This window comes from Thermostichus sp. MS-CIW-15, assembly GCF_054060575.1.
In genome coordinates, this window is record NZ_JBSSDI010000005.1 from 86377 (window position 1) to 104212 (window position 17836).

Here is a 17836-nt window from a genome sequence, read left to right on the forward strand (position 1 = left end):
CGGGGGGACAGAAACCGGTCTCTGTGGCAAACTGAGGGGAAGTTGTTGGATTGCGATCTGCCCATGCCACAGCCGCAGCCTCCTCGTCGACTGGAAGATCAATTTGTGGAGAATGTCTCCCGCTACCCTACCTACTTCATTACCGTCTTGCTGGGGGGGATCTGGGCTGGCTTACAGCCTTTTGTTAACCTGTACCGCAAAAGTCCGACCTCGGCAGCCCTGGTTGTGCTGGGATCCCTGCTGTTGCTGCTGTTTGTCTATTTCACCCTGCGAGGCATGACAGGGCACACTCTCCTGCCGGCGTGGATGTTGCGTTGAGGGCAGGGGGGATGGACGAAGCGATAGAGTGGACGCCAGAAGCAGAGGCGCGCCTTAAAGAAATCCCCTTCTTTGTGCGTCCGGCTGCCCGTAAGAAGATTGAACAGTTTGCCCGCGAAGCCGGGATCCAGAAGATCACAGTGGCAGTTTACGAGCAGGCCAAGCAAAAGTTTGGCTCTTGAGGGATCCCCCCTGCTGGCCATAGCAGGGAGATTGGGTTTGCCGCTAGCTTGGTAGAGGTGTTCTCCTCTGTTTTTTGCAACTCATGGCAGATTGGATCCTGTTGGCACTGGTGGGTTCTGCAACCTACCTGCTGCTGCAAAAAAGTGTGGCCCGCCTCTCCAAGGTGCCCTGGCGGATCCTGTGGCTGGTGATGATGATGCCCCCTTTGATCTGGGTGCTGGGGCGTCAGGTGTTTCAGTACGAAATGCCCCCCCTGCTCATGTTGGGGCTGTTTCTGGCTTCCTATTTTACCAGCATGACTTTGGTACGCCGGGGGCGCCTCCGACCTCCAACGGCAGGCTCTCAACCGGGGGCGGAAAACACCTCGCCGGTTGCGGGATCGGATCGCGAGTCTTTGCTTGAAGCAGAGGAAGAAAAGGAGGACAGTGCTGCAGATCTGGCCTCGGCGGCTCTTGTCCACACCCCCATCTCGGAGGTGCCGCGAGAAAAGCTCAACCACTGCTTCCCCTGGAATGTTTTTTATTTGCAAAGCGTGGAGTACCGTCCCCAGGCCATCATCTGCCGCGGCAATTTGCGGGCGGATCCCACGGAAGCCTATGAGCGGGTGCAGCGCAATGTAGAAAACACTTTTGGCAAACGCTTCTTGGTGGTGCTGCAGGAGGGGTTTGCCGGCAAGCCTTTTTTTGCCTTGGTGCCCAACCCGGCGGCACGGCGCTCCCTAACCCGTCAGCAGGAGTGGCCTCTGCTGGCGCTGGGGCTGCTGCTGTTTACCTTTTGGACGACTCTCACTGCCGGGGCCCAGGCGGCTGGGGTCGGCCCTGACCGGCTGCTGCATCTCCCGTCTCTGCTGAAGGGGTTGCCCTACGCAGTTGGGATCCTGGCCATTCTGGGATCCCATGAGGGGATCCGCTACTGGGTGGCCCGCCGCCACGGCATCAAAACCTCGCTGCCCTATTTCATCCCGGTGCCCTTTGTGTTGGGAACTTTCGGGGCTTTCATCGAGCTGAAAGAGCCGGTGCCCAACCGCAAGGTGTTGTTTGATATTGCCATTGCCGGGCCGCTGGCGGGCAGCCTGGTTGCTTTGGCGATGTTGCTGCTGGGGCTGTCCTTTTCGGCGCCTGGGGATCCGCCGGCGGTGCCGGAGGGGCAGCCCACCCCAATTAGCTTCCATCGCATCGACCCACGCCTCTCGGTGCTGCTGGCGATCTTGGCGCGTATGGTGCTGGGGGATCAGTTGCAGCCGGGCCAGGTGATCGATCTGCACCCGCTGGCCTTTGCCGGCTGGCTGGGCCTGGTGGTGATCGCGTTTAACCTGGTGCCGGTGGGCCAACTGGATGGGGGGCACATTGTCCACGCGGTGTACGGGCAGCAGATGGGAGCCAATGTGGGCCGGGTAGCTCGCTGGCTGGTGCTGCTGTTGGCTTTGACGGTGCAGCCCTGGCTACTCTTGTGGGCGCTGCTGCTGTTTGTCATCTCCAGCGCCGACGAGCCGGCCCTCAACGACGTCACGGAGCTGGACGAGGGGCGGGATCTGCTGGGGCTGGGGATGCTGACGCTGCTGGTGCTGATCCTGCTGCCGGTGCCGCCCTTTTTGCAAAGCTGGCTGGCCTTGGCCTAGTTCGGGGTAGGATCCAAACCACGTCCAACCAGCTCAGCCCAAGCCATGCAAGCGGGTTTAATTGTCCAGAAGTACGGCGGCACCTCCGTCGGCTCCATCGAGCGCATCCAAGCCGTGGCCCAGCGGGTGGCCCACACGGTGGATCGGGGGCAGCGGGTGGTGGTGGTGGTCTCGGCCATGGGGGACGAAACCGACCGCCTCGTGGAGCTGGGGGAGCAGATCTTGCAGGGATCCCCGACCACACCGGCCCAGTGGCGGGAGTGGGACATGCTCCTTTCCACGGGCGAGCAGGTAAGCATTGCCCTGCTGGCCTTGGCGCTGCAGCGCTTGGGCTATCCTGCCGTTTCGCTGACGGCGGCTCAGGTAGGGATTGTTACCACCCGGGATCACGGGCGGGCCCGCATTTTGCACATCCACACCGACCGCCTCTGGCAACACCTAGAGCGGGGAGAGGTGGTGGTGGTGGCCGGGTTTCAGGGCATCACCAGCCCGGCGGAGCTGGAGATCACCACCCTGGGGCGGGGGGGATCGGACACCACAGCGGTGGCCTTGGCGGTGGCTTTGGGGGCAGAGCTGTGTGAGATCTACACCGATGTGCCGGGGATCTTTACCACCGACCCGCGCAAGGTACCCGAGGCCAGGCTGTTGCCGGAGATTACCGCCGACGAGATGCTGGAGCTGGCCAGCCTGGGGGCGCAGGTGCTCCACCCCCGCTCGGTGGAGATTGCCCGCAACTACGGCGTCAAGCTGCGGGTGCGCTCCAGCCTGGAACCGTTGCAGGCGGGATCCGAGGGCACCCTCATTCTTGCTCCCCCTCCCCGTCCTCGCCCCGCCGACAGCAGCATTGAGCTGGGCCAGGCAGTGGATACGCTGGAGCTGGATCGGGATCAGGCCAAGTTGGTGCTGGTGGGAGTGCCGGATCGCCCGGGCATTGCCGCGCAACTGTTCCAGGAAATTGCGGCAGCCGGGATCAATGTCGATTTAATCCTGCAGTCGCTCCACCTCAGTGCAGCCGAGGGATCCCCTATCAACGACATTGCTTTTACCGTCAGCCGGGCGCAGGCGGCCCAGGCGGCAGCCGTGGCGCGGCAGGTGGGCCAGGAGCTGGGGTGTAGGGAAGTCATCGTCGATGAGGCGGTGGCCAAAGTCAGCATTGCCGGGGTGGGGATGATGGGCCGCCCGGGCATTGCCGCCCAGATGTTCCAGGTGCTGGCAGAAGCTGGGATCAATCTCCAAATGATCTCCATGTCGGAGATCAAGGTGAGCTGTGTGGTGGCTGACGAGCGGGCCGGGGAGGCCGCCCTGGCGCTGGGGGAAGCGTTCCAGGTGATCCCCCATTTGCATCGGGTCAAGGCAGCCCCTTGCGGGGATCCCCGCCCAAGCGACCACCCGGTGCGCGGCGTTGCCCTGGATTTGAAGCAGTCGCGGCTGGGCCTGCGCAAGGTGCCGGATCGCCCGGGGACGGCTGCCCATCTGTTTGGACGCCTGGCCGCTGCCGGTATCATCGTCGACACCATCATCCAAAGCCAGCGGGGCTACCACAACGGGATCCCCAGCACCGACATCGCCTTTACGGTGCCTCAGGATCAGGCCAGGGCGGCTGAGGCCGTGTGCCGGCAGGTGGCCGAGGAGCTGCAGGCGGCGGGGGTCGAGACCGACCACGACATTGCCAAAGTCAGCATCGTCGGTGCCGGGATGGAAACATATCCCGGCGTGGCTGCCCGTTTGTTCAAGGCTCTGGCCGACGCCGGGATCAACATTGAGATGATCGGCACCTCAGAGATTAAGGTGAGCTGCGTGGTGCGGCGGGAGCAGGGGGTGCGTGCCCTCCAGGCCGCCCACCGTGCCTTCGGGCTGGATCGACCCTAGTCCACCTTGGCCGCTAGCAAGAGAGGAAAGTGGTGGGCGTTGGGGGCGTGCATGGCCTGGATCCCCAGATTGGCGCGGTTGATCAAATCGGCGTAGGTGGGGATGAACCGGCCCTGGCTGTCCAGGAGGGACTGGTTAAAGTTAAAGCCGTTGAGGTTAAAGGCCATCATCCCAATGCCGATGGCTGCCGCCCAAATCCCTACGGTGGGCAGAGCCGCCATCCAGAAGTGGACGGAACGGCTGTTGCGCCAGCCAAGGCCGGGGATCCCCAGCCGCCCCAAGAAGGCGTAGTGGCCGGCCAGGAAGTTGTAGGTAACTTCTTCTTGGCCAAAGCGGTAGCCAGCATTGGCCGACTCCTCCTCCGAGGTCTCCCGGATCAGGCTGGAGATCACCAGCGAGCCGTGCAGAGACGCCAGCAGGGCGCCGCCAAACACCCCCGCCACCCCCAGCCAACTGGTGGGGTGCATCAAGATGTTGTGTTCCGCCTGGAAGGCCAGCATGAAGTGGAAGGTGCCGGCAATGCCCAGCGGCAGCCCCTCCGAAAAGCTGCCCTGGCCGATGGGATAGACCAAGAGCACCGCCGTCGCAGCCGCCGCTGGGGCGGAGAAAGCCACCGCAATCCAGGGGCGCATGCCCAGCCGGTAGCTCAGCTCCCACTGCCGGCCCAAATAGCACCAGATGCCGATTAAAAAGTGGAGCACGATGAGCTGGTAGGGGCCGCCGTTGTAGAGCCACTCCTCCAAAGAGGCAGCTTCCCAGATGGGGTAAAAGTGCAGGGCAATGGCGGCTGAGGTGGGCACCACCGCCGCAGAAATGAGGTTATTGCCCCCCAACAAAGAGCCGATCACCGGCTCGCGGATCCCGTCCACATCCACCGGCGGAGCGGCAATAAAAGCGATAACAAAACAGAAGACCGCCGCCAACAACGTCGGGATCATCAATACGCCAAACCAGCCGATATACAGCCGATTTTCGGTGCTGGTGATCCATTGACAAAAACTTTCCCAACTCCAGAGCCGCCGCGCGGCCGCGGAGCGACGAATGACCGTACTCATAGGCCAACTCCTAGAAAATTTCACCAAAGCCCCTCTCTCTTGGGCTTGCCAAGCCGACGTCAGGAGAGCGCCCGACAAGGCCTGGCCTGAGGGAGCTTTCTTCCAAACTAGACAGTTTTCGGGATGCCGGCAGGGATCCCTAACTTGCGCAGCCAGAATGTGAAACAAATTGATTTATCGATACAAATAGGCAAATCAGTGTTGCGATTTTGATGCATTGGTCTCAGCTTTTCCTGGGCAGCCAAAGCCACTTTCGCCAACCGAGAACTTCAGAGTTTCTTAAGGTTAAGGTCTTAAGAATTTCTTCAGAAAGGCAACCCAAGAAGGCTGAGATCTATCGTCCCATTTCGGCGTGAAACTCCTGCAGCGACTTCACCCCCAGGGATCCCGACTGCAGAGCGCGGATGGCGGCAGCGGTGGCTCTGGCCCCGGCCAGGGTGGTGACCAAGGGGATCTTGTAGGCCAGGGCAGTGCGGCGGATCTTTTGGCCATCTTGCTGCGCCTCGACACCGGAAGGGGTGTTGACGATGAGCTGAATCTGGCGGTTTTTGATGGCGTCGATGACGTGGGGCCGGCCCTCGTGCAGCTTGAGCACCTTCTCGACCGGGATCCCGTGCTCGGCCAGCACTTTTTGGGTGCCGGCAGTGGCCAGCAGGCGAAAGCCCAGCTGGACAAACTCTTGGGCCACCGGGATCACCGCCTGCTTGTCGCGGTCGCTGACGCTGATGAACACCGTGCCCTCTAGGGGCAGGTCCTGGCCGGCAGCCAGTTGCGCTTTGGCAAAGGCGCGGCCAAAGTCCGTATCAATCCCCATCACCTCACCAGTAGAGCGCATCTCTGGCCCCAGCAGGGCGTCGCTACCGGGGAACTTGTGAAACGGCAGCACTGCCTCCTTGACCGCCACGTAGGGTGGGATCACCTCCTGGGTAAAGCCCAGCTCCGCCAGGGTTTTGCCGCTCATCACCTGGGCGGCGTAGCCGGCCAGGGGGTGGCCGATGGCCTTGCTGACAAACGGCACGGTGCGGGAAGCGCGCGGGTTGGCTTCCAGAACGTAAACCTGCTCCTTCTGGACGGCGTATTGGACGTTAATGAGCCCCACCACCTTGAGAGCTTGGGCCAACTTCACCGTCCAGTCGCGGATCACCTGCAGCACAGCAGGGCTGAGAGTGCGGCTGGGCAAGACACAGGCGGAGTCGCCCGAGTGGATCCCGGCCTGCTCAATGTGCTCCAGGATGCCGCCGATGGTTACAGCCCCGGTGTGGTCGGCAATGGCATCCACATCCACCTCCACCGCGTCTTCCAGAAACTGGTCCACCAGCACGGGACGGTCGGGATCCACCGCCACGGCTAGCTGCATGTAGCGCCGCAGGTCTTGATCCGAGTAGACAATCTCCATGGCCCGTCCCCCCAGCACATAGCTGGGCCGCACCACCACCGGGTAGCCGATGCGGCGGGCAATCTCCAGGCTTTCTTCCACGCTGCGGGCAATGCCGTGGGCCGGCTGGCGGATCCCCAATTCCTGGAGCAGGCGCCCAAAGCGGCCGCGATCCTCGGCTATGTCGATGGAGTCAGGAGAGGTGCCCCAGATGGGGGCCTGGGCTGCTGCCAGCCCCTGGGCCAGCTTCAGGGGGGTTTGGCCGCCAAACTGCACGATTAGGCCCAGCGGCTGCTCCGCTTCTACCAGGTTCATCACTTCCTCATGGGTCAGGGGCTCGAAGTAGAGGCGATCAGCGGTGTCGTAGTCGGTGGAAACGGTCTCGGGGTTGGAGTTGACCATGATGGTCTCATAGCCAAGGCGTCTGAGAGCAAAGACGGCATGACAGCAGCAGTAGTCGAACTCAATCCCCTGGCCGATGCGGTTGGGACCGCCCCCCAGGATCATCACCTTTGGCTTGGCGGTGGGGAAGGTCTCGGACTCGCTCTCGTAGGTGGAGTACTGGTAGGGGGTAGCGGCCTCGAACTCGGCGGCGCAGGTGTCCACCGTCTTGTAGGTGGGGATCACCCCCAAGCTCTGGCGACGGGCCCGCACCTGGGCTTCCCTGGAGCCGGTCAGGTGGGCGATCTGCCGGTCGCTGAAGCCCATTTGCTTAAGGTGGCGCAGATCCTCAGCACTCAGGGATCCCAATTCCCGCCCCTTGAGGACCTGCTCCACCTCCACCAGCTCCTGCAGCTTGTCGATAAACCAGGGATCGATGTGGGTAAGCTGAGCAATTTCCTGAACGGAAAAGCCCATGAGCAGAGCCGTGCGGATGGTCAAGAGGCGCAAGGGGTTGGGGGTGCGCAGGTTGGCCCGCACCTCCTCTGGGGTGGGGAAGACTTCAGGCCGGTCGCTGCCAAAGCCGGGGCGGTCGATCTCCAGGGATCGCAAGGCCTTCTGGATGGACTCCTGGAAGGTGCGGCCAATGGCCATCGCCTCCCCCACCGACTTCATCTGCGTGGTCAAAACCGGCTCCGAGCCGGGAAACTTCTCAAAGGCAAAGCGGGGGATCTTGGTGACCACATAGTCAAGGGTGGGCTCGAAGCTGGCCGGGGTTTTGCGGGTGATGTCGTTGGGGAGCTCCGGCAGCGTGTAGCCTACGGCCAGCTTGGCGGCGATCTTGGCAATGGGAAACCCGGTGGCCTTGCTGGCCAAAGCAGAAGAGCGGGAAACCCGCGGGTTCATCTCGATCACCCGCACCTCGCCGTTGGCGGGGTTGACGGCAAACTGCACGTTGGATCCCCCCGTTTCCACCCCAATCTCGCGCATGATGGCGATGGCGTAGTCGCGCAGTCGCTGGTACTCCTTGTCGGTGAGGGTCTGGGCCGGGGCCACGGTGATGGAGTCGCCAGTGTGAACCCCCATGGGGTCGATGTTTTCAATCGAGCAGATGATCACCACGTTGTCCGCCAGATCCCGCATCACCTCCAACTCAAACTCCTTCCAGCCGATCACCGACTCCTCCACCAGGATCTGAGAGACCGGGCTGGCCTCCAGGCCGGCGGCGCAGATCTCTTCAAATTCTTCTTGGTTGTAGGCCACCCCTCCCCCTGTGCCCCCCAGGGTATAGGCGGGGCGGATGATGAGGGGATAGCCGATCTCGTGAGCGATCTGCTTGGCTTCGGCCAGGCTGCGGGCCAGCCCCGAGCGCGGCACCGCCAGGCCAAGCCGCTGCATCGCCTGCTTAAACAGCTCCCGATCCTCGGCTTTTTCGATGGCCTCCCGCTTGGCCCCGATCAGCTCCACCCCGTACTGGTCCAAGATCCCGCGCCGGGCCAGCTCCACCGCTACATTGAGAGCTGTCTGTCCCCCCATGGTGGGAAGGAGGGCATCAGGGCGCTCCCGCTCGATGATCTGGGCCACAAAGTCTGCCGTCACCGGCTCGATGTAGACGCGATCCGCCATACTGGGATCCGTCATGATGGTGGCCGGGTTGGAGTTGACCAAGATCACCTCGTAGCCCTCTTCTCGCAGGGCTTTGCAGGCTTGGGTGCCGGAGTAGTCGAACTCGCAGGCTTGGCCAATGACGATCGGCCCCGCTCCGATGAGCAAGATCTTGTGAATGTCGGTACGGCGCGGCATAGGGATCCCAGGGGTGGCAGGGTCAGCCTTCTATTGTAGAGGTCGCCTGCAGGTCAAGTTGCTCAACGGACAGGGAAACGTCCTGCTGTCAACGCTATCTTTGCGGCAAAGCCATCCATGGATCTGCCGATCGAGGAGACGCTCTACGGCCACTCCAATTGTTCGCAACGTTGATGGGGCCATTGTCAAAGTTCTGAAAGAAAGGGCTAGGCCTCACGGTGGGAGTGCAGAAGCCGAACATCGCAAAATCCTCAAGCAAGTCTTACTCCAACTTGCAAAAAAGTCCTTTGCCAAGTGCTCGGATCGATCCCAAACATTGGTGAAGATTCGGACTTCGAGCGGATGCAAGAAGATAACACCGCCCACGATGTATTGCCTTGACACGAGCGTTATCAACCCGTTCGAGCCTTCATAACAAGCCGCGGTAGCGAATAAAAATTAAAATCGCCGCCCAGGATCCCAGCGCCACCTTGATGGCCACCAAAATGTTGAGGATTGGGATCCAGCCGCCGCTAAAAAGTGCCCCCAGCTCGCCCTTGGGTAGTTCCCAACCGGCCAGGGCGATTACAGCCACCCCGATAAACGTCACCACCGACAGCTTCTCCCACATCGCGGCTTGCCACCGCTTGTAGATGGCCTCCATCCAGGTCGAAGAGGCGGTGATCGCCACCAAGCCAATCGCCGTTCCTCCCGCCACGCCGGCAGCAAACCCCCCGCCCGGCGTCAGGTGACCCCGAATGGCCAGCTCCACCCCAATCAGAGCGGAGATGGTGGCCCCCACCCGCGCCAACACAATTGAGGGAATATCGGTAAACTGAGCTACATTGGCCGTCGGTCGCTCATCCGCCAGCAGGTACTGCGCGCCCAGAATGGCCGTAGAAAACACGACGACTTCAAAGACGGTGTCGTAAAGGCGGTTGCGCAGGATCAAGCCCGTCACCGTATTGGGCACGCCGCTTTCTCCGGCCAGAACCGCCACAGGCTCAAAGGCAGGAGAAACAGCTCCCGCGTCGGCAACCATGAGCTGCAAGGCTGCCAGCAGCGCCGCCACCCCGTACAACCACCTCATGGCAGGAGGACCTCAGAAAGCAGGGCTTGTTGCGTCAAGATGGCCTGCAGGCGGGGCACGCGCGTTACCAAGCGATACTCTGCCACCTCCTCATCGGGCTCAAGGGCAATGGTGTGCACCTCCCGGCTGTGAAGGGCAGCCAACAACGCCTCTGCACTTCCATAGACGGCCAACTCCAGACGCATGTGGTACTGCTGTAGCCCTTGGCGCATCTGCTGTAACAACTGCTGTGCTGCTGAGGTCCTGGCCGCCAACAGAGGACTGTCTTCGAGAACGCCCAAGCGCATACTCAACGAGGAACGCACCGCGATGGCATAGAGCGTAATCGACAGCATGGTGCCCACCAGCGCCTCAGTAAGCGCCACATCCGCCGCCCCAAACAAGGCATAGATCAGAGCAGCGATGGATCCCAGAATGCCGCGCATCACCAAGGCATGATAGGGATTGGTCTGGGTCACCACCAAGGCAGCCGTCAAGGGCAACAGCAGGGCGATCACCAGCAACAAAGTCTCTTCCATCCTGTCCTCCTATAGGGACTTGCGCTGCGAGCAAAAGGCCAGCACATAGCCCAAGATGGTGTTCCAAATGGCCAAGGAAATCAGGGCCAACACCAGCAGAGGCCACTCCCTTGGGATCCGCAGCAACAGCCCCAGCATGATGCTCATGGATCCCAGCGTGTCCGACACCGAAAGGCCGTGCAGCTTAAACAAAATCGAGCGATCCCCAAGGAGCGGCGCTGTTCCCCACAGCCAAAACAGCACCCCGATCCCAAACAGAAGATAGCTGAGAGCCTCCACCAAAACTTCCATGTTGATTCCCCTTAAAGCATTTCCAAGCGCTTGAGCACGTGGGCCAGCAGCATTAGGGCTGCATTGCCCACCGACAAAATCAAGACCCCCACAATCCCGATCATCCAGTCATCCCGCACCACAGATACCACCAAAACCAGGATGGCCGTCTTGGTCGATAAGCTGGCAAAAGCCAGCATCGTCTGCCAAATATCCTCCTTCAGCCAGGCGGCATACAGCGGCAGGCATAGGGTCAAAGTCAGCAGAAACAGCAGTAGATTCACGCCTCCTCCCGCGGCTTGAGCAGATGCACCTCGTAGGTGCCTTGGGCATCGCAATTGAGCACAATGGTTTTGGGCGTAAAAGTAATCAAAAAGATGTCGAGAAACACTAGTCCCGCCGAACGATTGGGGAGAGTTTGTTTGTATACAACCTCCTCTACGGTGTGGGGTCTGAGGATCATCTCAAAGGCCTCCCAGTAAGCTTTCGGAACGGCGAAAACGATCTCCCTGAGCACCCGCCCCCAATCCCGCCACCGCACCGGCGCAGAGGCCTGCCGAGGCAGCAGCAGCGTCGCCGCCACCCCGATGGCCACATTGTCCCAACTCAGATTACCCGTCAGCAAAAACCAAATCAAAAGCCGCAGGCCAATTTCCAGCAAGCCCAACTCAGGGTAGCGCCACATGGTTCACTCCACTTAGCAGAATCCAGGCCAGCACCAACACCACGCTCAAGCCGCCCACCACTGCCTCTAGCCCTTCATCCAGACGCCATCCCTTCACAGGAATTCGCTCCCAAAACCAGCCCAGCGGGATCCCGAGGCCCAAGCTAAGGAACGCCTTGATGAGATTATCGACGTCATAGGCCGCTGGCAGCCAGAACCAGAGCAAGCCCCCGCCCCAAAGGACTAGGGCCACCTTGTCTGGCCAACCGGCTGCCGGGGTAGTGTCCCCGTTTGTTTGAGAAGGAAAAGCTCGCAGCACCCGCACGGCTATGCAGGTGGTGCCGACAGTAACCCCCACCAGCAGCCACTCGTGCCAGGGATCCAGAGCTGACAAGCTAAGGGCCTTGGCTGCATAGCCCAAAGTGCCGGGCACCCCCGCCAGCGAGGCCGTCCCCAAGATCAGCAGCGACCAGCGCCAGCGATTGGTTATCGCAGCCCCGACAAACAACAAGGGCTTCGCCAGCCCATGGGCCAGGCCGTACAAACCCGCCCACTGGGGTGCAGCGATGACAAATCCCATCTGCGACACCGAGCTCCAGGCCAAAAGGCGCTGGGGCGTGCTGGCCATCAAAGCCAGAAGGATCCCAAAGACCGCCGCGCCTGCGCTGAAGTAGGGCAGCCCCTGCGCCAAGACGGGCGAGAACTCGCTGCAGCGCACAAGGGCCATGGCGCCTGCTTTTGTAGTAAAACCGCTGAGCACCGCCGCAATGACAGGATCGGCAGTGGCGTAGGTGAGGGGCAGCCACAGGCCGGCGACGAAGACTGCCCCCTTGGCCAGAAGGCCAACGGCAATCAAGGCAAGAGCCGTGGGGTCGGCCAGGGCCAAGCCGCTCATCGCCAGGGATCCGGTGCGCACATAGACCAGCATGGATCCCACCAGGTAGAGGAGCATGGCCACATTGCTCATGAACAGGTAGCGCAGCCCCACCCAGAGCTGACGGTCGCGAGAGCGGTGCGGGGCGCTTTCCCCCAGGATCGGCTGGGACTCTGCTCGGCGACTGTAGGTGAGCAGCAAAAACACGCCGATGCTGAGCACCTCCAGGGCCACATAGACGCTGATCAGGTCAGCGCTGATGACGACGGCGTTGGCGCTGCCGTGGACGATCAGCAACTGCATGGCCAGAAAGCGGCTGCCCACAAAGCGCCGATCCAAATACAGGGCCACCCCAAGGGTGACCAGGCCATGGGCCAGGAGCATGGCCGCGGCGTTGCCATCGATCCGCAACGTCACCCCGAAGTGATCCAGCAACTGGAGCTCCAACGGCGCAGCAGTTGCCCCTGGCAGGCCTCCCTGCTGCACTGCGTAGGCTATCGTCAGTCCAGCCATGATGACCAGGCTGGGACGGGTCAAAGCCGGCAGCAAGTAGGTGGCAAAGGCCAGCCAAAAGGGCAGTGCCACCCAGACCAACGTCAGTTCGGTCGTCAGCTCAGTCATCAGCTACCGCCTGCTCAATACTCTCCACTTCCAAGGTGGGATGATCGCGGGACAGCTTCATCACCCCCACCAACATCAGGGCTTGTACCGACAGGCCGATGACGATGGCCGTGAGGATGATTCCTTGCGGAACCGGGTCGGCATAGTCCACCTGGCGCCAGGGCTTGTAGATGGGAGTGAACACGCCGGTGCGGGCGGCCCAAATGACAAAAAAGGCGATGACCCCGGTGCTCATCACATCCATGGCCAAGATTTTCATGATCAGATTGCGCTTGACCACCACTCCCCAAAAGCCCAGCAGGATCGTAAGGATAATTGCAGCGTGTGCCATGGGTACCTTGCCGTTTGAGCCTCGATGGTGATTTTCCATTCAGCTAGAAGCCGCAGGAGCCCTGCTCCGTACCCCCCTATATCCCCCCCGTATACGGGGGGACTGGGGGGCCGGGGGCCGGGCCGGTCAGTGACGGGAGAAATGCGGTCTGTTGATGTACCATCACAGCATGACTCAAGTCCTGACCATCTCCTGCAAGCTCAAGGTATCTAATTCCCAAGCCGCCAAGCTGGATGCGACTCTGGACGCCTTTGTGCAGGCCTTGAACTGGGTCAACCAAAACACGCCGGAGAAGATCCTCAACGCCCTTAAGCTCCAATCTCTGGGTTACCGCGACATCCGTGCCCGCTTTGGCCTATCCAGCAACCTGGCACAACAGGTATGCAGATGGGTGGTATCTGCCCGCAAGACTGCCAGCCAGAAAAAACCGTCCGGTCAAAGCCTTCAAGGCGGGCTTCGTGACCTACGCTGCCCGCATCTTCTCCTTCCGAGCGAAAGACTGGACAGTATCGCTCACCACCGTTGAGGGGCGGGAACGGTTGGAGCTGTCCATCGGCAACTATCAACGAGGGATGCTGGCCGGCACCAATCCCCAATCGGCCACGGTGGTCAAACGCAAAGAGGGTTCTTACTCCATCCAGATTTGTGTGGAGCATGACCTGCCGGAGCCGCAAAACACCGCCAAGGTCATGGGGGTGGACTTGGGTAGAAAAGACATTGCACACACCTCAGAGGGGGATAACTGGCATGGACAGCCGTTGAACCAGGTCAGAGACCACTACTTCTGGTTGAGAGCGATCCTCCAACAAAAAGCCAGTCAGGGCAGACGCAGTTCACGGCGGAGATGTCGGGAACTGCTGCAACGGCTGTCTGGTCAGGAGAGACGCTTGCAAACCTGGGTCAATCCCTGCATCTCCAAGGCTATTGTTTCCAGGGCAAAGGCGACCGATAGCACGATTGCCTGGGCAGACCTCACTGGAATCAGAGAGCGTGTCAACTCACAGCCGCGCAACAAAACCGAGCGTCGGCGGTCCAATAGTTGGGCGTTCTATCAACTGAGGCAGTTTGTGTACTACAAGGCGCTGCGGGCTGGGGTGAAGGTTGTGGTGGGACGCAGACTACAACGGAGCGTTAGCATCAGCGAAGCGTAGCGCCTATGTCATTGCACTTTTGGGGGCTGCTGTAAACCAGCCGCCCTACATCCCCCCGTATACGGGGGGAAGGGGGGCGGTCGGAGTCGGGTAGTTTACTATCCAACTTCCGCAGCCGCAGCAGCCAGATGGCGACATCTCGTCCGAGGGATCCGCCCAGACGCAGCCGGGATCCCCAGGGCTGAGGCTCGAGGTCGCTGAAAATAAGCTGGAAACACACTGGGCCGTTTCCGGTCTTCGCCCCGCTTCCCTAAGCCCCCTCTGGATATGGAGAGAGCTCTTGTACGCTGCCTTGGGATGGAATAGCTTCATGGAGTTGGCGTAATGGCCGTCAATTTGCATTAGGACTATATTGCAGTCGGCTATCATGAAGCCAAAACTGTTCTTGTCGGATGGATTAGTCTCGTTCGACGATCTGCAGCGATGCCCAGTTCTGCTGAGTCTCTGTCCTCTCCGCTTCCCCAAGGCGAGGCCCTCAAGCCCTCGGTGGTGGCGGCGCGGGAGCCTTTTTTGGGGCTGCTGAGGGATCTGGCACGGGCTTACCAAGCCTTTGAAAATTACGCCGGCGCTCACATTCGGCAGATGGGGCTGACTGCCCCCCAATTTGACGTGTTGGTAACCCTCGGCAACACCCCCGGCCTGACGATGAATGTCCTGGCCCAGAAGACACTGGTTACCAAGGGGACGCTGACCGGGATCGTGGATCGCCTGGAGCAGAAGGGGTTGGTGCGCCGCGAGGTACCCCCAGAAAACCGCCGCTGCTTCAAGATCGTGCTTACCGAAGAGGGGGAAAAACTGTTTGAGCAGGTTTTCCCGGCCCATGTGGCCTACCTAAAGGAGCGCTTTCAGAAGTTGGATCCAGAAGAGATGGCCCAGATCCAGGCTTGCCTGAAAAAGCTGCAGTCTATTTTCCATCTCCCTCGGGGGCAGACCCAGGATTGTTGAGGAGGCCTCTTACCCCAAGACCCAGAGCATCAAGACGACGCCCAGGGTAACGGCGGCAAAGAGGGCGTAGCTAATCCGGCGCAGCGGCTGCAGTTGCATGGCATGTAGATCCTTAAGCCAGCCCAGCCCCAGCGATTCCACAAAGCGATCCAGCACGGCCTGCATGGGGTAGGCGTAAACGGATCCCTGTTCTTTGAAGTTCACCAGCAGGACCAGCAGCGTGGCGTAGCCCCAGAGGAGGCCCCAGAGCACAGCACTCAACCCGATCAAGATGGGCTCAAGCATCGAGCTTCCTTGGCCTTCGGTAGGCGTGACCCCCGCTTCCTCAGTGTGACGAAGTTTTGCAAGATGGAAGGGTTGGATCCCATTTTCAGGCTCTTTTCTGCTTGAAGCCACATCCAGGCCTGCTTTTTAGGACAGGGGAAGGAGGGTTGTCCAACGCAAAAGATGGCAGACTAGGGTTACCTGCCCCACCTCTTCTGGACGAGTCCCTATGAGCTCTCGCTACCTGCTGCTCCCCGCCGAGCCCAAATCGGTCGGTATTGCCTATCTCCTCTGGGCGCTGGGCATATTCGGCATCTGCGGTGTCCATCGCCTCTACTTGGGCAAGACTGTGACGGGCCTTCTCTGGCTTTTGACCTTTGGGCTCTTGGGCTTTGGCCAGTTGATCGACCTGTTTCTGATCCCAGGCATGGTGGACGACCACAACTTCAAGCTGGCCGTCTTGCAGGGGATCCGCCCCTCTCCGGCTCCCGCCAAGGGGGTCTCGGCGCCGCCTCAGCCTTTGAAGGGTCAGGCTTTGATGCGGGAGATCCTGCGGCTGGCGCAGCAGCGGCAGGGGATCCTCACCCTCTCGGAGATCGCCATCGAACTGCCTGCTGATTTTGACGAGATTGAAAAGGCGCTGCGAGAGCTGAGCCGCCGGGGCATTGCCTCCCCCGAGAACAACCTAACCACCGGCGCCGTGGAGTACCACTTCCCTCACCTGTTGCGCTCCCCTGGCGACCGACGCTCCCTCTGACAACGTCCTACTGGGATCCCAGGATGCCGCGCTGTTTGGCTAGCTGCATCGCCCGGCGAAAGGCCAGCAGCCCCAAGGCGAAGTAGAACACGCCGCTGGCCAGAGCCATGAGCAGCCGCAAGGGATCCAAACCCGCCTCCCGCACCATCACATCTCGCAGCAAGCCGGCCCCCGCCGTCATGGGCAGCATCTGCCCCAGCCACTTCAGGGATCCCGACCACTCTTCTGTGGGGGTGGCCAACAGAAACAGCAGGCCAAATTGGCTGAGGATCAACAGTTGTTGGATGCGCTTCCAAATCAAGGCGGCGGATCCCAGCAAAAACGAGAAGCCATAGGCCCCCAGCACCACGCTCGCCAACGGCAACAACAGGGTGGGGGGAAAGTGCAGCCGGCTGCCGGTAAGCAACAGGATGATCCCCAAGATAACGACAACGGTTGAAAAGCGCAGCACCAAGCTGGCGCAGGCCCGCGCCAAAAACAGGGTGGCCGCCGAAAAGGGCGAGAGCAACACCTGCTCCAAGGTGCCTGTCTGGGCTTCCACCTGCAGGTTGAGGGCAATGTCGTTGACCACAAAAATGACCAGCGTCCAGAGCACATAGCCAATCACCACCGCATCCAGCCGTTGTCCAAACTGCGAGGCCGGCCCCGCCACATACTGAGCGCCGGCAAAGAGGGCATAGAAGAAAAAAGTGGTGATCAGGATCCCGCCCAGGGCTTCTGCCGGATAGCGGATGTACTGGATCCAGGCCCGCTTCAGCTCGGCCCAAAATAGGTACAGCAGTGGCCTCATCCCTGCTCCCTTCTCCTTTTCAACAGCTTGAGGAAAATGTGGGTGAGATCCGCTTCCTCGCGCTTGATCCTGAGCAAGGGCAAGGGCTTGAGGATCTCCAGCACCTGATACAAAGTCTCCGAGGAGCCGCTGAAGCGCAGCTGATGGGATCCCAGGATCTCCACCCCTTGCTGGGCCAGGCGTTCCGCCCGGCTGGGATCCAGCTTCTGCTCCAACTCAATCCGGTAAGAGCCGGCGGCGCCGGCAAACTGCCGGATCATCTCCTGCGTGGGAGCTTGGGCAATAATTATCCCCCGCTCGATCACAGCCACTTGGTCTGAGAGCGCCTCGGCTATATCCAGTTGGTGGGTGGTGAGGAGAATGGCCCGACCTGAAGCGGCAATTTGGCGGATCAAGGATTTCACCGCTTGGGCGGCTTCTACATCCAACCCCAAGGTAGGCTCATCCAGCAACAGCAGAGCCGGCTGGTGCAGAAGGGCAACAGCAATGGCCACCTTCTGCTGCATACCCCGCGAAAGGGTTTGCACGGCAACATCCCGCTTCTCCCCCAGGCCAAAGGTCTCCAGCAGCTCTGCCCCCCGTTGGCGAGCCGTTCTGGGGGATAACCCCCGCAGCACGCCAAAGTACTCCAGGTTTTGCAAGGGGGTAAGCCGCCAGTAGAGGTTGCGATTGCCTTCCAGCACCGCTCCCACCTGGGCCAGCGCACCCGGATCGGCGTGGGGATCCCGCCCCAGGATGCGCACGCTGCCGGCATCGGGCTGGATCAGCCCGGCGATCATCTTGATGGTGGTGGTCTTGCCGGCCCCGTTGGGCCCCAGAAAAGCCAGGATCTCCCCTGCCGCAATCGCCAGGGAGACATCCACCACTGCCCGAACCTCCTTGCCCCCCTGCCGGTAGGTTTTCTGAAGGTGGTGGGCTTCTAGAACCTTCATGGGGCAAACACGAGGCAAAAGGGAGTGCAAAAGTTCCACCCGAGAAGG

Annotated in this window: 19 protein-coding genes and 1 pseudogene; 8 read left to right on the plus strand and 12 right to left on the minus strand. The window is 61.0% G+C overall.

From position 1 onward, the window contains the following. Nucleotides 1-63 precede the first annotated feature (63 nt). The 4 genes from ACVW0R_RS03105 to ACVW0R_RS03120 all read left to right on the plus strand — a co-directional run bounded on the left by ACVW0R_RS03105 (nt 64) and on the right by ACVW0R_RS03120 (nt 3988). Nucleotides 64-318, plus strand: coding sequence for a DUF751 family protein (locus tag ACVW0R_RS03105; RefSeq protein WP_041439081.1), 255 nt, complete (start codon nt 64-66; stop codon nt 316-318). Nucleotides 319-329: 11 nt separating this feature from the next. After that, nucleotides 330-500 (plus strand): PCP reductase family protein, encoded by a 171-nt coding sequence (locus tag ACVW0R_RS03110; protein ID WP_011430576.1) that lies wholly within the window; start codon nt 330-332, stop codon nt 498-500. 83 nt (nt 501-583) lie between these two features. Beyond that, the gene (locus ACVW0R_RS03115) at nt 584-2119 is read left to right on the plus strand and encodes a site-2 protease family protein (RefSeq protein WP_099813133.1); all 1536 of its coding nucleotides are present in this window, start codon (nt 584-586) and stop codon (nt 2117-2119) included. 45 nt (nt 2120-2164) lie between these two features. Next, nucleotides 2165-3988 (plus strand): aspartate kinase, encoded by a 1824-nt coding sequence (locus ACVW0R_RS03120; protein ID WP_457501627.1) that lies wholly within the window; start codon nt 2165-2167, stop codon nt 3986-3988. Here ACVW0R_RS03120 and ACVW0R_RS03125 read toward each other — a convergent pair. Then, complete coding sequence (locus tag ACVW0R_RS03125; RefSeq protein WP_414388432.1) at nt 3985-5043, minus strand: photosynthetic reaction center family protein; 1059 nt, start codon at nt 5041-5043, stop codon at nt 3985-3987. The two genes, ACVW0R_RS03120 and ACVW0R_RS03125, sit on opposite strands and share 4 nt — an antisense overlap. 334 nt (nt 5044-5377) lie before the next feature. Next, on the minus strand, nt 5378-8602 hold the full coding sequence (gene carB / locus ACVW0R_RS03130) for a carbamoyl-phosphate synthase large subunit (RefSeq protein ID WP_457501628.1): 3225 nt from the start codon (nt 8600-8602) through the stop codon (nt 5378-5380). On the opposite strand from carB, the gene ACVW0R_RS03135 reads away from it, so the two are divergent. Continuing rightward, nucleotides 8583-9017 carry a FitA-like ribbon-helix-helix domain-containing protein gene (locus ACVW0R_RS03135; protein WP_457501629.1) on the plus strand — a complete coding sequence of 145 codons (435 nt, stop codon included), beginning with the start codon at nt 8583-8585 and terminating at the stop codon, nt 9015-9017. The genes carB and ACVW0R_RS03135 overlap by 20 nt on opposite strands. On the opposite strand, the gene ACVW0R_RS03140 is transcribed toward ACVW0R_RS03135, so the two are convergent. The 7 genes from ACVW0R_RS03140 to ACVW0R_RS03170 are packed head-to-tail and all read right to left on the minus strand — an operon-like array spanning nt 9012 to nt 12949. Beyond that, nucleotides 9012-9623: a Na(+)/H(+) antiporter subunit B gene (locus ACVW0R_RS03140; RefSeq protein ID WP_457391038.1), complete on the minus strand. Its 612-nt coding sequence runs from the start codon at nt 9621-9623 to the stop codon at nt 9012-9014. The genes ACVW0R_RS03135 and ACVW0R_RS03140 overlap by 6 nt on opposite strands. Before the next feature lie 44 nt (nt 9624-9667). Further along, complete coding sequence (locus ACVW0R_RS03145; RefSeq protein ID WP_011430582.1) at nt 9668-10189, minus strand: DUF4040 domain-containing protein; 522 nt, start codon at nt 10187-10189, stop codon at nt 9668-9670. Between the two features lie 9 nt (nt 10190-10198). Then, the gene (locus ACVW0R_RS03150; protein ID WP_011430583.1) at nt 10199-10480 is read right to left on the minus strand and encodes a monovalent cation/H(+) antiporter subunit G; all 282 of its coding nucleotides are present in this window, start codon (nt 10478-10480) and stop codon (nt 10199-10201) included. A gap of 11 nt (nt 10481-10491) precedes the next feature. Then, a complete protein-coding gene (locus ACVW0R_RS03155; RefSeq protein WP_011430584.1) occupies nt 10492-10743 on the minus strand; it encodes a hypothetical protein in 252 nt (83 codons plus the stop codon). Next, nucleotides 10740-11144: a Na+/H+ antiporter subunit E gene (locus ACVW0R_RS03160; RefSeq protein ID WP_041438403.1), complete on the minus strand. Its 405-nt coding sequence runs from the start codon at nt 11142-11144 to the stop codon at nt 10740-10742. The genes ACVW0R_RS03155 and ACVW0R_RS03160 overlap by 4 nt, the downstream gene beginning before the upstream one ends. Further along, entirely contained in the window at nt 11128-12618 is a 1491-nt protein-coding gene (locus ACVW0R_RS03165) for a cation:proton antiporter (protein ID WP_011430586.1), read from the minus strand. Before ACVW0R_RS03165 ends, ACVW0R_RS03160 begins: the two co-directional genes overlap by 17 nt. Then, on the minus strand, nt 12611-12949 hold the full coding sequence (locus tag ACVW0R_RS03170) for a cation:proton antiporter subunit C (RefSeq protein ID WP_011430587.1): 339 nt from the start codon (nt 12947-12949) through the stop codon (nt 12611-12613). Before ACVW0R_RS03170 ends, ACVW0R_RS03165 begins: the two co-directional genes overlap by 8 nt. Before the next feature lie 169 nt (nt 12950-13118). Here ACVW0R_RS03170 and ACVW0R_RS03175 point away from each other — a divergent pair. Both ACVW0R_RS03175 and ACVW0R_RS03180 read left to right on the plus strand, forming a co-directional pair. Beyond that, a pseudogene (locus tag ACVW0R_RS03175) lies at nt 13119-14058 on the plus strand (RNA-guided endonuclease TnpB family protein); the annotation flags it as partial. 531 nt (nt 14059-14589) lie between these two features. Further along, a complete protein-coding gene (locus ACVW0R_RS03180) occupies nt 14590-15045 on the plus strand; it encodes a MarR family winged helix-turn-helix transcriptional regulator (protein WP_011430588.1) in 456 nt (151 codons plus the stop codon). Between the two features lie 9 nt (nt 15046-15054). On the opposite strand, the gene ACVW0R_RS03185 is transcribed toward ACVW0R_RS03180, so the two are convergent. Next, on the minus strand, nt 15055-15330 hold the full coding sequence (locus ACVW0R_RS03185) for a hypothetical protein (RefSeq protein ID WP_099813128.1): 276 nt from the start codon (nt 15328-15330) through the stop codon (nt 15055-15057). A 208-nt stretch (nt 15331-15538) separates the two neighbouring features. On the opposite strand from ACVW0R_RS03185, the gene ACVW0R_RS03190 reads away from it, so the two are divergent. After that, entirely contained in the window at nt 15539-16066 is a 528-nt protein-coding gene (locus ACVW0R_RS03190; RefSeq protein WP_099813127.1) for a TM2 domain-containing protein, read from the plus strand. 7 nt (nt 16067-16073) lie between these two features. Here the strand turns inward: ACVW0R_RS03190 and ACVW0R_RS03195 are convergent, their stop codons facing one another. Further along, nucleotides 16074-16856, minus strand: coding sequence for an ABC transporter permease (locus tag ACVW0R_RS03195; protein ID WP_011430591.1), 783 nt, complete (start codon nt 16854-16856; stop codon nt 16074-16076). Next, on the minus strand, nt 16853-17788 hold the full coding sequence (locus ACVW0R_RS03200) for an ABC transporter ATP-binding protein (RefSeq protein WP_011430592.1): 936 nt from the start codon (nt 17786-17788) through the stop codon (nt 16853-16855). The genes ACVW0R_RS03195 and ACVW0R_RS03200 overlap by 4 nt, the downstream gene beginning before the upstream one ends. Nucleotides 17789-17836: the final 48 nt, after the last annotated feature.

Bases quoted from the DNA above. Each gene is read 5' to 3' on its own strand.
- ACVW0R_RS03120 (WP_457501627.1), top strand. From the start codon at position 2,165: ATGCAAGCGGGTTTAATTGTCCAGAAGTACGGCGGCACCTCCGTCGGC.
- carB (WP_457501628.1), bottom strand. From the start codon at position 8,602: ATGCCGCGCCGTACCGACATTCACAAGATCTTGCTCATCGGAGCGGGG.
- ACVW0R_RS03165 (WP_011430586.1), bottom strand. From the start codon at position 12,618: ATGACTGAGCTGACGACCGAACTGACGTTGGTCTGGGTGGCACTGCCC.
- ACVW0R_RS03110 (WP_011430576.1), top strand. From the start codon at position 330: ATGGACGAAGCGATAGAGTGGACGCCAGAAGCAGAGGCGCGCCTTAAA.
- ACVW0R_RS03190 (WP_099813127.1), top strand. From the start codon at position 15,539: ATGAGCTCTCGCTACCTGCTGCTCCCCGCCGAGCCCAAATCGGTCGGT.
- ACVW0R_RS03115 (WP_099813133.1), top strand. From the start codon at position 584: ATGGCAGATTGGATCCTGTTGGCACTGGTGGGTTCTGCAACCTACCTG.
- ACVW0R_RS03185 (WP_099813128.1), bottom strand. From the start codon at position 15,330: ATGCTTGAGCCCATCTTGATCGGGTTGAGTGCTGTGCTCTGGGGCCTC.
- ACVW0R_RS03170 (WP_011430587.1), bottom strand. From the start codon at position 12,949: ATGGCACACGCTGCAATTATCCTTACGATCCTGCTGGGCTTTTGGGGA.
- ACVW0R_RS03125 (WP_414388432.1), bottom strand. From the start codon at position 5,043: ATGAGTACGGTCATTCGTCGCTCCGCGGCCGCGCGGCGGCTCTGGAGT.
- ACVW0R_RS03195 (WP_011430591.1), bottom strand. From the start codon at position 16,856: ATGAGGCCACTGCTGTACCTATTTTGGGCCGAGCTGAAGCGGGCCTGG.
- ACVW0R_RS03135 (WP_457501629.1), top strand. From the start codon at position 8,583: ATGTCGGTACGGCGCGGCATAGGGATCCCAGGGGTGGCAGGGTCAGCC.
- ACVW0R_RS03140 (WP_457391038.1), bottom strand. From the start codon at position 9,623: ATGGTTGCCGACGCGGGAGCTGTTTCTCCTGCCTTTGAGCCTGTGGCG.
- ACVW0R_RS03200 (WP_011430592.1), bottom strand. From the start codon at position 17,788: ATGAAGGTTCTAGAAGCCCACCACCTTCAGAAAACCTACCGGCAGGGG.
- ACVW0R_RS03150 (WP_011430583.1), bottom strand. From the start codon at position 10,480: ATGGAAGTTTTGGTGGAGGCTCTCAGCTATCTTCTGTTTGGGATCGGG.
- ACVW0R_RS03105 (WP_041439081.1), top strand. From the start codon at position 64: ATGCCACAGCCGCAGCCTCCTCGTCGACTGGAAGATCAATTTGTGGAG.
- ACVW0R_RS03160 (WP_041438403.1), bottom strand. From the start codon at position 11,144: ATGTGGCGCTACCCTGAGTTGGGCTTGCTGGAAATTGGCCTGCGGCTT.
- ACVW0R_RS03145 (WP_011430582.1), bottom strand. From the start codon at position 10,189: ATGGAAGAGACTTTGTTGCTGGTGATCGCCCTGCTGTTGCCCTTGACG.